Source organism: Reyranella massiliensis 521, from assembly GCF_000312425.1.
GTDB lineage: Bacteria > Pseudomonadota > Alphaproteobacteria > Reyranellales > Reyranellaceae > Reyranella > Reyranella massiliensis.
The window spans coordinates 2,707,862-2,723,512 of sequence record NZ_HE997181.1 but is presented as its reverse complement, the minus strand read 5'-3'; the positions used below and the strand labels follow the sequence as shown (position 1 = coordinate 2,723,512).

General features: G+C 64.8%; 17 protein-coding genes. 12 read left to right on the top strand and 5 right to left on the bottom strand.

The window, feature by feature from the left end; translation table 11 throughout:
* On the top strand, positions 1–1,542 hold a 1,542-nt coding region (locus BN60_RS30905), incomplete at its 5' end, for a peptidoglycan-binding domain-containing protein (RefSeq protein WP_177324812.1).
* 107 nt (positions 1,543–1,649) lie between these two features.
* Here BN60_RS30905 and BN60_RS13460 read toward each other — a convergent pair.
* Positions 1,650–2,912 carry an alpha/beta fold hydrolase gene (locus BN60_RS13460; protein WP_020696594.1) on the bottom strand — a complete coding sequence of 421 codons (1,263 nt, stop codon included), beginning with the start codon at positions 2,910–2,912 and terminating at the stop codon, positions 1,650–1,652.
* Between the two features lie 268 nt (positions 2,913–3,180).
* Here BN60_RS13460 and BN60_RS13455 point away from each other — a divergent pair, with 268 nt between their 5' ends.
* Complete coding sequence (locus BN60_RS13455; RefSeq protein ID WP_148283409.1) at positions 3,181–5,064, top strand: NACHT domain-containing protein; 1,884 nt, start codon at positions 3,181–3,183, stop codon at positions 5,062–5,064.
* A 55-nt stretch (positions 5,065–5,119) separates the two neighbouring features.
* Here BN60_RS13455 and BN60_RS13450 read toward each other — a convergent pair whose 3' ends face one another.
* The gene (locus BN60_RS13450) at positions 5,120–6,136 is read right to left on the bottom strand and encodes a 2-hydroxyacid dehydrogenase (RefSeq protein ID WP_020696590.1); all 1,017 of its coding nucleotides are present in this window, start codon (positions 6,134–6,136) and stop codon (positions 5,120–5,122) included.
* Between BN60_RS13450 and BN60_RS30900 the strand changes: the two genes are divergently transcribed.
* The 4 genes from BN60_RS30900 to BN60_RS13435 are packed head-to-tail and all read left to right on the top strand — an operon-like array spanning position 6,135 to position 9,324.
* Positions 6,135–6,305 (top strand): hypothetical protein, encoded by a 171-nt coding sequence (locus BN60_RS30900; RefSeq protein WP_020696589.1) that lies wholly within the window; start codon positions 6,135–6,137, stop codon positions 6,303–6,305. The two genes, BN60_RS13450 and BN60_RS30900, sit on opposite strands and share 2 nt — an antisense overlap.
* Positions 6,302–7,453: a Re/Si-specific NAD(P)(+) transhydrogenase subunit alpha gene (locus BN60_RS13445; protein ID WP_020696588.1), complete on the top strand. Its 1,152-nt coding sequence runs from the start codon at positions 6,302–6,304 to the stop codon at positions 7,451–7,453. Before BN60_RS30900 ends, BN60_RS13445 begins: the two co-directional genes overlap by 4 nt.
* 16 nt (positions 7,454–7,469) lie before the next feature.
* On the top strand, positions 7,470–7,895 hold the full coding sequence (locus tag BN60_RS13440; RefSeq protein WP_020696587.1) for an NAD(P) transhydrogenase subunit alpha part 2: 426 nt from the start codon (positions 7,470–7,472) through the stop codon (positions 7,893–7,895).
* A gap of 19 nt (positions 7,896–7,914) precedes the next feature.
* Complete coding sequence (locus BN60_RS13435; RefSeq protein WP_020696586.1) at positions 7,915–9,324, top strand: NAD(P)(+) transhydrogenase (Re/Si-specific) subunit beta; 1,410 nt, start codon at positions 7,915–7,917, stop codon at positions 9,322–9,324.
* Between the two features lie 98 nt (positions 9,325–9,422).
* On the opposite strand, the gene BN60_RS13430 is transcribed toward BN60_RS13435, so the two are convergent.
* The gene (locus BN60_RS13430; protein WP_020696585.1) at positions 9,423–10,100 is read right to left on the bottom strand and encodes an ArsR/SmtB family transcription factor; all 678 of its coding nucleotides are present in this window, start codon (positions 10,098–10,100) and stop codon (positions 9,423–9,425) included.
* A gap of 111 nt (positions 10,101–10,211) precedes the next feature.
* On the opposite strand from BN60_RS13430, the gene BN60_RS13425 reads away from it, so the two are divergent.
* Positions 10,212–11,591, top strand: a complete 1,380-nt coding sequence (locus BN60_RS13425) for an MFS transporter (protein ID WP_020696584.1) — start codon at positions 10,212–10,214, stop codon at positions 11,589–11,591.
* Positions 11,592–11,607: 16 nt separating this feature from the next.
* The gene (locus tag BN60_RS13420) at positions 11,608–12,102 is read left to right on the top strand and encodes a DUF2938 domain-containing protein (protein WP_020696583.1); all 495 of its coding nucleotides are present in this window, start codon (positions 11,608–11,610) and stop codon (positions 12,100–12,102) included.
* Positions 12,103–12,113: 11 nt separating this feature from the next.
* Here BN60_RS13420 and BN60_RS13415 read toward each other — a convergent pair whose 3' ends face one another.
* Positions 12,114–12,803 (bottom strand): alpha/beta hydrolase, encoded by a 690-nt coding sequence (locus BN60_RS13415; RefSeq protein ID WP_020696582.1) that lies wholly within the window; start codon positions 12,801–12,803, stop codon positions 12,114–12,116.
* Positions 12,804–12,914: 111 nt separating this feature from the next.
* Between BN60_RS13415 and BN60_RS13410 the strand changes: the two genes are divergently transcribed.
* The 3 genes from BN60_RS13410 (at position 12,915) to BN60_RS13400 (ending at position 14,450) form a co-directional block, all read left to right on the top strand.
* Positions 12,915–13,529, top strand: coding sequence for an HAD family hydrolase (locus BN60_RS13410; RefSeq protein WP_020696581.1), 615 nt, complete (start codon positions 12,915–12,917; stop codon positions 13,527–13,529).
* Between the two features lie 137 nt (positions 13,530–13,666).
* Positions 13,667–13,897 carry a hypothetical protein gene (locus BN60_RS13405; RefSeq protein WP_020696580.1) on the top strand — a complete coding sequence of 77 codons (231 nt, stop codon included), beginning with the start codon at positions 13,667–13,669 and terminating at the stop codon, positions 13,895–13,897.
* Between the two features lie 16 nt (positions 13,898–13,913).
* Positions 13,914–14,450: a helix-turn-helix transcriptional regulator gene (locus BN60_RS13400; protein ID WP_020696579.1), complete on the top strand. Its 537-nt coding sequence runs from the start codon at positions 13,914–13,916 to the stop codon at positions 14,448–14,450.
* A 94-nt stretch (positions 14,451–14,544) separates the two neighbouring features.
* Here BN60_RS13400 and rpsU read toward each other — a convergent pair whose 3' ends face one another.
* Positions 14,545–14,748, bottom strand: coding sequence for a 30S ribosomal protein S21 (gene rpsU, locus BN60_RS13395; RefSeq protein WP_020696578.1), 204 nt, complete (start codon positions 14,746–14,748; stop codon positions 14,545–14,547).
* A gap of 180 nt (positions 14,749–14,928) precedes the next feature.
* Here rpsU and BN60_RS13390 point away from each other — a divergent pair, with 180 nt between their 5' ends.
* Positions 14,929–15,576 carry a COQ9 family protein gene (locus tag BN60_RS13390; protein WP_020696577.1) on the top strand — a complete coding sequence of 216 codons (648 nt, stop codon included), beginning with the start codon at positions 14,929–14,931 and terminating at the stop codon, positions 15,574–15,576.
* Positions 15,577–15,651: the final 75 nt, after the last annotated feature.

Below are 15,651 nucleotides of genomic sequence, written 5' to 3'. Positions count from 1 at the left end.
GACGCCACGCAGCTCTCGCGCTCGCCAACTTCGTCGGCGTCGCAGGCGGCGGCGCTTGCGCTCTCGTCCACGGTTCAGCCGCCGTCCTCTTCTCCTTCACAGCCTACGCAATCGCCGCTCCCTCCACCGCCCAGGAGCCGCGCGCCGCTCTATGCCGGCGTCGCCGCCGCGGTGCTGCTGCTGGCAGGCGGTGGCGGCTACTTTGCCTTGTCGCCGTCGAAGCCGGAGCCGGCCGCGGTCGCGCTGCAGGACCTCAAGGTCGAAGACCTCGAACGCGCGCTGGCGGAGCGGCGTGCCGCCGATGCCGCGGCGGCGGAGAAGCGGCGTCTCGAAGAGGAGGCGCAGCGCAAGGCCGAAGCCGATGCCGCGGCCAAGCAGGCCGCCGACGCCGAGCTGGTGAAGGCCGAGGCGGCGCGCAAGGCGGCCGAGGAGGAGCTGGCGCGGCTCAAGACCGAGATCGAGGTCCGCCGGCAGGAGGCGCAGAACGAGGCGCGGCGGGCCGAGGCGGAGGCCGCGCAACGCAAGGCCGAAGCCGAGATGGCCGCGCTGCGTCAGGCCGAGGAAGACGCGCGCCGCAAGGCGATGGTGGAGGCCGAGACCAAGCGGCTGGCCGACGAGGCGCTGGCCAGGGCGCAGGCCGAACGCCTGCGGACCGAGGAGGAGGCGCAGAAGAAGGCCGCGGCCGAGAAGAAGGAAAAGGCCGACGCCACCGCCCGGCAGATTGCCGAGGCCGAGGCGCAGGAGAAGGCGAAGGCCGAAGCGAAGGCCGAAGCGAAGGCAAAGGCCGATGCGGAGGCCGCGGCCCGGAAGACGGCGGAAGCGGCGGAGACGGCGTTGGGGCTCGGCCTGCCCGAGCGGCAGAAGGTGCAGGTTGCGCTCTCGTCGCTGGGCTTCGACACGCGCGGCAACGACGGCGCGCTGGGGCCGCGCAGCCGCGAGATGATCGCGGCCTGGCAGAAGGCGCGGAACCGGCCGGCGACCGGCTTCCTCGACGGCACGCAGCACGCGGCGCTGACGCGCGAGGCGTCGGCGGCCCTGCAGAAGTACGACGCCGACCAGAAGAAGGCCGAGGACGAGAAGAAGGCCGCCGAGGAGGCCGCCAAGGCCAAGGCTGCGGCCGCGGCCGCAGCGCCGCCGGCAACGACATCGGCAACGACACCTGCCGCGCCGGCGCCCTCGGCTCCGACGGCGACGGCAGCCGCCACGGCACCGGCCGGCGATGGGCGATGGACCGGCACGTTCAAGTGCGACCTGTGGCCGGGCAGCGGCGTTCCGATCGCGCTCGTGCCCGTGAACGGCAAGGCCTCCCATACCTTTCCCGGCCGTGGCGGCACGCTCGTCACCATCAACCTGGCGGGCAACCGGGTGTCGGGCTCGGTGACCTGGCGGCCGCGGATCGGGGAGAAGACGCTCTCCGGTTCGTTCTCGGCGACGATCCAGGGCAACACCATCACCGCCACGACGATATCGCGCTCCGACTTCAAGGGCGGACCGGGCCCCGACGAAAGCCAGTGCGCGCTCAACCTGTCGAAGGCCGGCTAGAGCCTCTCTTGTCGTCCTGAGCGAAGCGAAGGACCTCATCGCCGCTTGCCACGGGCATGAGATCCTTCGCTGCGCTCAGGATGACAGACAATTTCGTCTTCGCCTCGTCAGCCCGAAGCGCCCCGCGTCTCGCGGACCTGTTTCAGGATCGGCAGCAGATACGTGAAGAACGCTTCCGGATTCTCCGACATCGGGAAGTGGCCGACATCGTCCATGCCGGCCCAGGTCGAACCGGCGATCGCTTCGTGGGCGGCGCGGCCGCGTTCCATCGTGCCGCTGGCGTCGTACTCGCCGCTCAGGATGTGGACGGCGGTGCGCCTGGTGTCGATCTTCGAGGCTTCCTGCCGAAGGTCGTAGTCCTCGACATAGTAATAGAGGTCGCCGAGGAAGGCCGGCGGCCAGCCCGAGGCATAGACCTGGCTTGTCTCCTTGCGATAGGCCTCGGGCGAGGTCGGGCTCATCAGCCCGTTCATCAGCCGGCCCTTGTAGTCGTTGCTCACCTGCGGATGCCAGAGCCGGCCGAGGTCGCTGATCGCAGCTTCGATCTTGAGCGCGCCTTCGAGCGAGATCACGGCGCTGAAGACATCGGGGTGATGCCGCGCGAGATCGAGCGCCAGCAGGCCGCCCACCGAGCATCCCATGAAGACGGGCCGGTCGAGGCCGAGCGTGCGCGCGAGCGTCACCGGCAATGCGCGGGCGAACGACGCGGTCAGGCGATACTCCTCGGCCCACCATTTCGGCCCGACCGGCGGCAGCGACTTGCCGTGGAACGGCAGGTCGTAGGCGATCAGCCGGAAGTGATCGGTGATCTCGCGGCACTCGAAGAGATGCCGCCACTGCGCACCGTGCGCGCCCGCCGTGTGTTGCAGCAGCATCGGAATGCCCGAGCCCGCTTCCTCGAAATAGATGCGGTAGCTTTGGCCTTCGATATCGAGATGCACGTAGCGCCCGACCGGACTGTCGAAGGTGCCGGCGGGTTTCGCGACCGACAGCGGCGCCTCTTTCTTCGCAGGCCGCAGCAGTTCGATGGCGCGCATGACCGCCGGATAATACTGCGCGTAGCAGACCGGATCGGCCTCCAGCGTCATCTCCTTGCGCGCGAGGATTGCAGAGAGATCGTTGAAAAGGCGCGGCGGCTTGGCCGCGAGCAGCTTCGCCCAGACATCCTCCGATGCCTTGAGCACGATGCGGCCGTCGGCGCCGAGCGGCGGCTGGATCGCGCCGACCTTGCCGTCATCGACCTCCATCGCGCACGCGCCCTCCGGCGACTCCAGACGCAGGCTCCCCGTCCAGTGCCGCGCCGCCAGCCTGAACTCGCCGTCTCTTCGACAGGCCTCGATCAATCTCTGCGCGAGTGCTTCGTCGATCATGGCGGCTCCCCGGATGTGAAGGCTTCCTTCAGGCCGATGATGCCGACCAATTCGACGTGGCGTCCATCGTCATGCGTTCCAAAACACTATGGCCGCCCTCCCTTATGAGGGAAGGCTAGGTGGGCGGAAGAGCAATCCTTCACCCGTGTAGGATTGTAAGTTTAATCCCTACAGTAAACGAACAAGTCAAATCTGCGGTCTGTGAGTAGATTCTGTATCGCAATTACTGGTAGTATTTGGTGCTACTACCTCGGGGGCACAAGAAAAAGTGAGCGCTTCAGCAACGGTCGCGGCAAGCGCGATCTCCGCAGTTATTAAGCCGGCAATCGCGGACATATATCAGTACTGCAAGTCAAAGGTTGGACGTGAAATACGATCCCTAACCAATCAAAAAACGCTTGATGAAATTGTTCGACAAGTCGGGCGCCTCGATCAAATCCGCACCATCTTGAAGCCAGCGGAAGATGTCAGCCTCCGCCAAATCTACTATCCGGCAAGAGTGGTCGACTACAATCGTCCCGCTGGCTCACAGCCAGGAATTGCCGTACGCAATCTGCATGAGATGCCGATTCAAAATTACATTGTCGAAGGCACCATAGGACAAGGCAAAACCTGCTTCTTGAAACATTTGGCTCTTAGCGAGGTGTCAAATGGCGCGTCTCCCGAAAATCGGCGCATTCCAATATTCGTCGAGCTGAGAAATATCGAAGACACGTTAGAGAATCTGATTGCCGCCAAGTTAAAGAGCTTTTCTTCGACGCTGAGTTTCAAAGACTTCAAGGCAATCTGTACTAGCGGCAAACTTGTTCTGCTGCTTGATGCGTTTGATGAAGTTCCGACCGATCTTCATTCAAAGGTCGTGTTGGAAATCTCAGAGATTGCCAAGGTAGTTCCTCGACTTCAGATTGTTGTTACGACACGTCCGGGCACGCCGATTAGCACCTGCGCAGGCTTCAAGATCATCAAACTTGAAGAACTTAGATCAACAGACCATAAATTCTTTCTTGCCAAGGTCCTCGGCGACTCAAAAGTTGCAGATCGCATTATTGACGAGGTCCGTAGCAGCGGTGTTCAGGTTTCGAATCTCGTCACAACACCATTGCTGTTGACGTTGCTTGGACTTCTATATCGAGCCGAGCATCGTATCCCCCCGACGATACATGAATTCTATCAACATCTGTTCGATACGCTCTTCTACCGACATGACCGAATGAAGGAGGGTTTTGAACGGGATCGCTTAACGGATCTGTCCGAAAGTGACTTCAAGAGCTTGTTTGAAGCATTTTGCTTCTACAGTCGTGTCCAGTCGCTCGGAGCATTTGACAAGGATGCCTTTCGGCAATGCGTAGAGGAGGCAAAGCAGGTTCGTTCAATTCGGGTCGATGCAGATGAGTATCGCGAAGACTGCGTCAAGTCTCTGTGCCTGTTGCAAGAAGAAGGCCTTCGCTACCACTTTATTCATCGTAGTGTACAAGAATACTACGCCGCTTCATTTGTGCGCCATTCAGAGGAAGCATTTGCAAAGAGGTGGTACTCACTTCTCCATTCAAAGGGACGCTGTTCGGCATTTGCGCAAGAGCTGGCGTTTTTGGAAGAGATTGATCGCGGACGCCTCGCTCGCTTTCTCTGGATCCCCTGTTTTGAAGCCGCATGCAAAGTTAATGGCAGTGACCTGAAGGCTGATCGCAAGGCGGCGATAGCGTCCGTGCTTCAATTGTTTGCCGTTACCTTATTTGAGGCGGTGGACAAGAAAGACAGGCGTATTCGGCGTCCGGTGGTACTGCTGCCAATAGTCAAGGATGACAGAATACGCGATTTTCTGTTTGCGGCGATTCGGCCGGCACTACAGAGGGCAATTGCTCCGGCTGATATTCTTGCAACTAACAAGGCTGCGGCGAGCGCAACGTTTGATTTGGAACTACAGATGGCCGACAACAAGAATGAGCGAATGAAAGTTTCGGCAATCAGGCTCGACAAGTTTATACAGCTCTCCACGAAACATGGACGCATTGAACAGAAGCATGAAAATTTAGTTAAGCTTCTTGATGACAAGTGCAGCGTCATGCTCGATGCAATTGCCGCGGAGAAGCGAAAGCTCGACATGCTGAAGTCAATCAAGCCAAAGAGAGCTAGTCAGCTCGTCCGAAGCTAAGCAAATGCAAAGCAGCGCACTTGGCGTCTTCTCGTAGAGGAAGCGAACGCTAGGGTCACTTCGGCTTCGGCGCATCCGCGGACTTGGCCCACTCGCGCAGTTCGGGCACGGGCGTCACGACCGGCTTGCCGGCGAAATGGTTGTCGAGGTTGGCGCGCACGCTGGCGGTCATGCGGCGTTGCGCGTGTTCGGTGCCGCCGCCGAAGTGCGGGGTCATCACGAGGTTGTCGAGGTCGAGAAGCTCGGTGCCCTCGTAGGGTTCCTCGTCGAACACATCGAGCGCGGCGCCTTCGATGATGTTGTTGCGCAGCGCGTGGGCCAGCGCGCTCTCGTCGACCGCCCAGCCGCGGCTGATGTTGACGAGATGGCCGCGCGGGCCCAGCGCCTTCAGCACCTGGGCGTTGATGATGTGCCGGTTCGAGGCATCGGAGCGCAGCACCACCATCAGGATGTCGCTCCACGTCGCCAGCTCCATCACGTCGGCGAAGTAGGGGAAGTCGACGTCGCTGCGCCTGTTGCGGTTGCAGTAGCCGATCTCGACGTCGAAGCCCTTCATGCGCCGGGCGATCTCCAAGCCGATGGCGCCGAGGCCCAGGATGCCGAACTTCGCGCCGGTGAGGCCGGAGATGGCGCCGAAACGGTTGGGGATGCGCTTGGTCCACTCGCCGCGCCGGATCATCTTGTCGGCGCGCACGATGCGGCGATGCGAGGCGAGCACGAGGCCCACCGCCATCTCCGCGACGTCGGGCGCGTTCGCGTCGGCGCCGTGTGTGATCATGATGTTGCGGCGGCGTGCCGCTTCGAGGTCCATGCGCTCGTAGCCGGTGCCGTAGCAGCAGATCAGCGACAGCCGCGGAAACGCCGCCATCAGCTTGTCGGTGGCGCCGACGCTGCCCGTGGTCACCAGCGCCTGCACGCGATCGGCGACGCCGGGCGGGATCAGCGCGATGTCGGGCTTGTCCATGTGGCCCACGATGTCGTAGCCCTCGGAGAAGGCGCCGAGCGTCGTCTTGGTGAAATGGAAGCCGGTGAGGATGGCAGGTCGTGTGGATGTCGGATGAGCAGGGGCCATGCTGGAGTATGACGCGCCGTTCACCGCTGTTAAACCGTCACTGATCGCGCGGCGAAAAACCGGCTTGGCAAAGATCGGAACGCTGTGCATGGTGCCCGGCAAGATGCGTCTTTTCGCGTTTCATCCGATCTGCCAACCGATCATGCCGAGCGATCTGAACAACTTATGAAGATCTCCATCGTCAAAGAACGCCGGCCGCACGAAACCCGCGTGGCCGCCACTCCGGAAACCGTCAAGAAGCTGAAAGCGCTGGGCGCGGAGATCACCATCGAGGCCGGCGCCGGTACGGCAGCCGCCTATACCGACCAGGCCTATGCCGATGCCGGTGCAACCATCGTGCCGGATGCCGCCGCAGCCTTCGCCGCGGGCGACATCGTGTTCAAGATCCAGCGGCCGATGTCGGCGGCGGAAGGCACCGACGAGCTTGCGCTGCTGCGCCAGGGCCAGACGCTGATGTCGCCGCTCGGCGCGCTCGTCAACAAGGACCTCGTGCAGGCGCTGGCCTCCCGGGGCGTGACCTCGTTCGCTCTGGAACTGATCCCGCGCATCACGCGCGCCCAGTCGATGGACATCCTGTCCTCGCAGGCCAACCTTGCCGGATATAAAGCGGTGCTGCTGGCGGCCAACAACTATGGCCGCATCTTCCCGCAGATGATGACGCCCGGCGGCACGCTGGCGCCGTCGCGCACCTTCATCATGGGCGTGGGCGTGGCCGGCCTGCAGGCCATCGCCACGGCGCGCCGCCTCGGTTCGGTCGTGACCGCGACCGACGTGCGGCCGGCGACCAAGGAACAGGTCCAGTCGCTCGGCGCCAAGTTCGTGGCCGTCGAGGACGAGGAATTCAAGGCGGCGGAAACCGCGGGCGGCTACGCCAAGGAGATGAGCGCGGAGTATCGCGCCAAGCAGGCGGCGCTGGTGGCCGACCATATCAAGCTGCAGGACATCGTGATCACCACCGCGCTCATTCCCGGCCGCAAGGCGCCGGTGCTGGTGAGCGAGGACATGGTAAAGACCATGAAGCCCGGCTCGGTGATCGTCGACATGGCGGTCGAGCAGGGCGGCAACTGCCCGCTCTCCGAATACGGCCGGGTCGTCGAGAAGTACGGCGTGAAGATCGTGGGGCCGGCCAACCTGCCGGGCGAGCTGGCGACCGATGCGTCGTCGCTGTTCTCGCGCAACCTGCTGAACTTCATCACGCCGATGGTCGACAAGGAGACCAAGGCACTCACGATCAACCTCGAAGACGAGGTCGTGAAGGGCACGCTGGTCACGCGCGACGGCCAGATCGTGCATCCCTCGCTGGTCCAGCAGAGCTAAAAGGGAGCTGTCCCCAATGGACGACAAGATCGCAGGCGAAGCCTCCAAGCTCGCGACCCAGGCGCAGGACCTGGCCACCCAGCTCAAGGCCGTGGCGCAGCAGATCACCGATGCGGCGGCGGCGGCGCCGGTCGCGATCCCCGACGGCCACATGCCGTTCGTGGCGCTGCTGACCATCTTCGCGCTGGCCTGCTTCGTCGGCTACTACGTGGTGTGGCGCGTGACGCCGGCGCTGCATTCGCCGCTGATGGCCGTCACCAACGCCGTCTCCTCGGTGATCATCGTGGGCGCGCTGCTGGCGGCCGGCCTGAAGGGCATGGGCGCGGCGCAGATCTTCGGCTTCATCGCCGTGGCGCTGGCCGCGGTGAACATCTTCGGCGGCTTCATCGTCACGCACCGCATGCTGTCGATGTTCAAGAAGAAACAGCCGGTCAAGAAGTAGGCGCGCGGAGAAACCAGGAATGTTTACCCAGGAACTGGCCGCCTACGGCTATCTGATCGCGGCCATCTGCTTCATCATGGCGCTGCGCGGGCTCAGCTCGCCCACCACGTCGCGCGCCGGCAACCTCTACGGCATCGTCGGCATGGTGATCGCCATCGGCGTCACCGTGGCCACGCCGGGCGTCGTCTCGCCCTGGCTGATCCTCGCGGGCCTCATCGTCGGCGGCGCGGTCGGCACCTTCGTGGCGATGCGCATCCAGATGACGGCGCTGCCGCAGCTCGTGGCCGCCTTCCATTCGCTGGTCGGCCTCGCGGCGGTGTTCGTGGCGGCGGCGGCCTTCATCTCGCCCGAAGCCTTCGGCATCGGCGTCGCCGGCAAGATCAAGGTGCAGAGCCTGATCGAGATGGGGCTGGGCACCGTCATCGGCGCCATCACCTTCACCGGCTCCATCGTGGCCTTCGCCAAGCTGCAAGGCCTGGTCTCGGGCTCGCCGCTGGTCTTCAAGGGCCAGCATCCGCTGAACGCGCTGCTGGGCATTGCGCTGGTCGTGCTGCTCGTGTGGTTCGCCATGCGCGGCCACCCCTCGACCTTCGTGCTGCTGATCGTGCTGTCGCTGGCGCTGGGCTTCCTGTTGATCCTGCCGATCGGCGGCGCCGACATGCCGGTGGTCGTGTCGATGCTCAACTCCTACTCGGGCTGGGCGGCGGCCGGCATCGGCTTCACCCTGGGCAACACCGCGCTGATCGTGACCGGCGCGCTGGTGGGCTCCTCGGGCGCGATCCTGAGCTACATCATGTGCAAGGGCATGAACCGCTCGATCTTCAACGTGATCCTGGGCGGCTTCGGCACCGACAGCAGCGCGGCGGGCGGCCCCGCCGCCAAGACCGACAAGCCGGTCAAGGCGGGCTCGGCCGAGGATGCGGCCTTCCTGATGAAGAATGCCGGCTCGGTGATCATCGTGCCGGGCTACGGCATGGCCGTCGCCCAGGCGCAGCACGCGCTGCGCGAGATGGCCGACCTGCTCAAGAAGGAGGGCGTGCAGGTGCGCTACGCCATCCATCCGGTGGCCGGCCGCATGCCGGGCCACATGAACGTGCTGCTGGCCGAAGCCAACGTGCCCTACGACGAGGTCTTCGAGCTGGACGACATCAACCGCGACTTCGCCGCGACCGACGTGGCCTTCGTGATCGGCGCCAACGACGTCACCAACCCGGCCGCCAAGACCGATCCCAAGAGCGCGATCTACGGCATGCCGATCCTCGACGTCGAGAAGGCGCAGACCGTGCTGTTCGTGAAGCGCGGCATGGCCTCGGGCTATGCCGGCGTCGACAACGAACTGTTCTTCCGCGACAACACGATGATGCTCTTCGCCGACGCCAAGGTGATGTGCGAGAACATCGTGAAGGCGCTGGAAGGCTCGTCGCACTAATACGCGCGGCCTGTAGGCCTGCAGGCGCGCAGCGCCGAAGGCCGGGGCCCGCGCCGTCGTAATGCGAAGCGAGGCCCTCAGGGTGAGGGAAGGTATTCCTACCTGGAGGCCAACGTTTCCGTGCGCAGGCCGGCGGCTTTCCATTCAGGGAAGCCGGCGCCGAGGCGGCGGGCCTGGCGGCCGTGGGCGCGCAGCGCGGTGACGGCGTCGGTCGAGAGCACGCAGTAGGGACCGCGGCAGTAGGCGACGATTTCCTTGTTCGCCGGTAGCTCGCCGAGCCGGCGCTCCAACTCTGGCGCGGGAATGTTGAGGGCGCCGGGCAGGTGGCCCAGCGCAAACTCCTCTTCCGGCCGCACGTCGAGCAGAACCACATTGTCGGCCTTCAGGCGGCCTAGAAGTTCTTCGATGGAGATGCCTTCCAGCCGGTCGCGCTGGTCGATGCTGTCGGAGACGACGGCGCGGATCTCCGCGCGCTGGTGCTCGGCATAGTCGCGCAGCGCGGCCAGCACATTGCTTAGTGGGCCGGCGCCCCGGCGATAGAGCACACGCTTGCCGTCGCGCCGCGTCTCGACGAAGCCCGCTCGTCTCAGATGCTGGAGGTGCTGCGAGGCATTGGCGATCGACAGGCCGGCCAGCTCCGCCAGCCGCTCGACCGACCGCTCGCCCTGGGAAATGTGCTCCAGCAGGACGAGGCGATGGGCGTGTCCCAAGGTGCGGGCAATCTCCGCCAGCTCTTCGAAACGTTCGGGCGAGGGAGGCGTGGGCTTCGTCTTCATTGACAGCCAGTTTAGCACCACTCTATCATTCAATCAATAAATTGAATGATATTGAAATGGAGCCCGCCCGTGCCATCCGACCCCACCTTCCGTAGCTCCCGCAGTTCTCGTTTGCCGTTCACGGTCCTCGCGATCGTGCAGGCAACGCTGATCTTCACCATCGCGCTGATCACCGTGCCGCTGCCCAGAATCGCCGGTGAGTTCGACCTGAGTTCGGCCGATCTGCTGCTGATCCTGGCCGCATATGGTTTGCCGTTCAGCGGCTTGCTGTTGTTCGGCGGGCGGTTGGCGGATCGCTATCGCGGGCGGCGCATGTTCGTGGTGGGGCTGACTGTCTTCGGCGTGGCCTCGGTCGCGGCCGCGCTTGCGCCCAGTTTCGAAGTGTTGGTCAGCATGCGCTTCGTGCAAGGCGTCGGCGGCGCGATGACGGCGCCCGCGGCGATCGCCGTGTTGCGCACTCTGTTTCCGCAGCCCGCCGCCTTCGGCAAGGCGATGGCGACCTGGGGTGGCGTTTCCGTCCTGGGCGCCGTCGTGGGCTTCATCGCTTCGGGCGTGCTGACCAGCTGGGTGTCGTGGCGCTGGATGTTCGCCGTGCCGACATTGGTCGCGCTGATCGCCTTGATGTCGGCGCGTCGCCTGCTGCCAATCGGCGAACTCGGGAGCGCAGGCACACGGCCCGGCCTCGATCCGGCCGGCGCCGTGCTTGCCACTCTGGGCATCTCGCTCGGCAGCTACGGTTTGATCGCAAGCGGCGACCATCCTTGGACGGCGGCGATCGTGGCTGGCCCGCTGGCGATCGGCCTTGCGCTGCTGATTGTCTTCGCGCTGGTCGAACGCAAGGTAGGCGATCCGCTGCTGCCGCCGGGCTTCATGGCCGAGCCGTGCCGCTTCACGGGATTGATGGGCATGTTCCTCGCCGCGGCCGGCTCGGGTTTGGTCAACTTCGTGCTCTCGCTTTATCTCCAGCAGGTGCGCGACTGGTCGCCGCTGGCGACGGCCGCGGCCTTCCTGCCGTTCGCCGTTGCGCTCATCGCCGCGAGCCGGGCCGCCGTGCCGTTGGTGGGCCGCTTTGGCGCGGCGCGCGTCACCATCGGCGGCCTGCTCGTTGCGGCGGTCGGGTTGGCGTTGCTGGTCGGCATCGAACGCGAGACCGCCTACGTCACCGGCATCCTGCCGGGCCTGCTGCTGCTCGCGGCGGGGGGCGCGCTGACCTTCTCGGGCTCGGCCGTGCTCTCGACGACCAACGTGCCGCAACATCAGATGGGCCTCGCCGGCGGCGTGATGAACACGGCGATGGAACTCGGTCCGACCGTCGGCCTCGCGCTTCTGATGTCGGTGGCCGCGATCCGCACGGATGTGGTCGCGGGCTATGCCTCTGCCTTCGGTGCGGCCGCCGCGGTCTACGTCGTCGCTGCACTGCTCGCGATGGTGTTGGTCAATCGTCCCTCGGCATCGGGCTTGCGCGGCTGCCGTCCGGTTCACGCTTCTTGAAGGAAAGACGACGACGATGAACGAAGTACTCGACCTCCTGGTGCACGCGGTGCCGATCGGCGTCGGCGCGACGGTCGTGATGGATCTCTGGGCGGTGTTCCTCAAACGCTGCTTCGGCATTGCCTCGCTCGACTTTGCGATGGTCGGTCGCTGGGTCGGGCATCTGCCGCGCGGGCACTTCGTGCACGACGCCATTGCCCGCGCCGCGCCCGTTCCCGGTGAACGGGCGCTCGGCTGGGCGGCGCACTACGCTATCGGCATCGTCTTCGCGATCGTGCTCCTGGCGATCGTCGGCCCCGGCTGGGCGCGCCAGCCATCGCTCCTGCCGGCGGTGCTCTTCGGCATCGTCACCGTTGTCGCGCCGTTCTTCGTGCTTCAGCCCGGACTCGGCGCCGGCATCGCCGCCTCGAAAACGCCAAAGCCCGCCACCGCGCGTCTGCGCAGCTTGATGACCCACGCGGTGTTCGGCATCGGACTCTTCCTCTCGGCCTGGCTCGTCGCGATGATCTAGCTGGGCACGCGCTAGGAAACCGACTTGGCAGCCTCGACGATCAGGCCGGTGACTTCCTTCGGGCGCGACGCCAGCGAGGCATGGCTGGCGTCGAGCGTGATGACCTTCTTCGCGTTCATCCGCGCCGACATCATCTTCTGGTTCTCGGGATTGATCATGCGGTCCTGGCTGGAAATCTGGTACCAGCTCGGCTTGGTCTTCCAGGCAGGTTTGCCGATCTTGTCGCCGAAGGTCGAGCCGACGGGCGCCTTCTGCGTGACCGCCATGACGAACGCTTCCTCCGCCGTCAGGTCGTGGCAGAAGCTCTCGCGATACTTGTCGGGCTTGACCCATAGATAGCCGTCGCTGTCGGGCGCGATGTTCGCGACGGCCGCTGGAGGATTGGCCTGGGTGATGCCGCCGGGGCTCTCGCCGGCATCGGGCGCGAAGGCCGCGATGTAGACGAGGCCCGCGACGTTGGCCTCGTTGCCCGCTTCCGTGATCACCGCGCCGCCATAGGAATGGCCGACCAGCAGGACCGGGCCATGTCGCTGCGCGATCATCTTCTTCAGCCGCCCGGCATCGTCGGCCAGAGAGGTGAGCGGCATTTCGACGGCATGCAGGTCCGTGTGACCTTGTTTCGCGAGTTCCGGAATGACCTTGGCCCAGTGGGCCGCGCCGCCCCAGAAACCATGAACGAGAATGATGGCAGGCTGTGTCATGAGCCCATCTCCTCTGGTGGCAGATCCGGCAGCCTACGCCCCGGATATCGCGACCGCCATGGATCGGAATCGACAAGTGCCAGACGATTTGAGCTAGGGTCGTCCGGCAACATGCGTTTCAAAGCCATTCTCTTCGACGTCGGCGGACCTCTCGACCTGGAATTCGCCTGGGAAAGCGCGGTCGACGGCGCCATCGCCGCGGCCTGCGGGCTGGAAGGAATCCGGGTCGACCAGACGATGGTCGAAGAAGCCTCCGACGCCGCGGTCGCGGCCTTCGCGCCCGACACCTACGCCCACATGATCGAGACCTTGTGCGGCGGCGATCCGCAGAGCATCGCGCGCGTGCGCCAGCGGATGCGCGCCATGGTGGGCAATCTCGACGTCTTCCAGTTGCGGCCCGGCATCGACGGCCTGCTGCAACGATGGCGCGCGCGGGGCCTCGTGCTCGGCGTGATCGATCCGGCACATCAATGGCCGCGGCTGGAACGGGCAGGGATCGCCGGCCTGTTCGTGCACGAGGTCGACGTGTCGCCTGCTTCCTGCCTGTTCGTCGGCGACCGTCTCGACGCCGACATCGCGCCCGCCAAGGCGCGCGGCATGACCACGATCCAGTTCCGCTCCGGCCGCTGGCGCCGCCAGCGTCCGCGCTCGATTGCGGAGACGCCGGATGCGGTGGTCGCCGATGTCCCCGAGCTTGAGGCCGCTATCGAGATGTTGCTGGGATAGCGTCTTCGCCGAAAGAGGCTCGTCTTAAAGTTGTATTTTATATAAATTGATATCGTAATAGTAATTCATGGTCCGAGCCCAATGGGAACCATGGATGTTGACATGTGTTAACAGAGACCCTACCTTGGAGAAGATCGGTGGCTGGGCCCGTTCATCCCAAGAAGGATGTCGAGGCGGCCCTGAAATATGCCGAGGGCAGGGGCTGGTCCGTCGAGATGGCCAGCGGCCATGCCTGGGGCCGCCTGAAGTGTCCCCGTCACACGAGAGAGGGCTGCCAGGTATCCGTCTGGTCGACGCCGCGGAATCCGGGCAACCACGGCAAGCATCTGCGGCGTGTCGTCGACCGATGCGATTGTAAAGAGGCGTGAGTGCGGGAAGGGAAGGATGAAGACCTACGAATTCTCGATCGTCGCCAGTGGCGTGGAGCCGTCGGCTGCAAACTTCGAGGACGCTTTCTTCGAAGCGGGCTGCGATGACGCGACCATCGCCTTTCAGCGCGGCATGCTCATTCTGGAGTTCGGCCGCGAAGGGAAGTCGCTCGAACAGGCGATTGCGTCGGCGGTCCGGGATGTGAAGAAGGCGGGCGCCAAAGTCGAGCGCATCGAACCGGATCCGCTGGTCAGTCTCGCGGAGATCGCCAAGCGCACCGGCCTGTCGCGCGCGGCGATCACGCAGTTCGCTCTGGGCCAGCGCGGCGAGGGGTTCCCGCTACCTGCGGCGAGGATCACCACCGAAAGCCCGCTTTGGGAATGGCTCGACATCGCGCGCTGGATGCACGCGCACAGCAAGGCCGGTGTCGATGCCGAAGCCGTCCGCGAAGCGCGCGTCATGAAAGACGCCAACGACGCACTCGCGAGCCGGCGCGCAGCCGCAGCCCGGCATGCAGCGAAGCGAAAGAAGAAGCACCGCGAGGCAGCGTAGGGCGGGGCCGCAGGAGCGTCCCCCGCAAAACAAAACCCCCGGTGTTGCCGGGGGTGTCGTCGTCTCTGTCGCTCGGTGAGGACAGATGAGGGAGCTAGTAGCCCTCGCGCTCCATGCGCTTGCGCATCAGCTTGCGCGTGCGGCGGATGGCCTCGGCACGTTCGCGGGCGCGGCGCTCGGACGGCTTCTCGTAGTTGCGGCGAAGCTTCATCTCGCGGAAGATCCCTTCGCGCTGCATCTTCTTCTTCAGGACGCGCAGCGCCTGATCGACGTTGTTTTCACGAACGAGAACCTGCACTGCGATCGCTTCCTTCCATATGGCGACAGGCCCCGAAAACCCTTCGGGGCCGAAACTGAGGCGGCGTAGGTATCACAGCGCGATACCCTTGGGAACCCCCCGCACGGGGCCTATATTCCCCATATGACCGACCAAAACACCCCTAATTCTGCGGAAATCGACACGGCGGCTGCGGGCCCTGTGGACCGTGCGCCCGCGGACCCCGACGCCGCCCTGCGCGACCGGCTGGCCGATGCGGTCGTCGCCGAGGCGGCCTTCGAGGGCTGGACCCGCACGGCGCTGGCGGCGGCCGGCCGGCAGCTCGACCTGCCGGCGGGCGAGGTCGACCGGCTGTTTCCCGGCGGGCCGATCCAGGTCCTGACCCATGCCAGCGAACTGGCCGACCGGCGCACGGTGCGGGACATGGAGGCGGAGGGTGTGCTCGCGCTCAAGATCCGCGACCGCATCAAGGCCGCCGTCCGCATCCGGCTGGAGCGCCATGTCGGCAACCGCGAGGCGGCGCGGCGGGCGCTGGCCGTGCTGTCGCTGCCGTTCAATGCCGGGCTGGGGCTGAAGCTTCTCTACAAGACGGTCGACGCCCTGTGGTACGCCGCCGGCGACACCAGCACCGACTTCAATTTCTACACCAAGCGCGCGACTTTGGCGGGCGTCTACTCCTCGACGCTTCTCTACTGGCTGAACGACCGCTCGCCCGGCGCCGAACAGACCTGGTCCTTCCTCGACCGCCGCATCGACGACGTGATGAAGATCGAGAAGCTCAAGAGCCAGGTGAAGCGATGGACAGGCGGCTCCAAGACCGGCGGCGGCAAGACCGCAGCCCGCCGGTAACGAGGCTGTCCGGCTGCCGGCGTGAGTTATAGGCGCCGTTTCTATAGCTCATAATTTGTGATATTTTGAGCTATA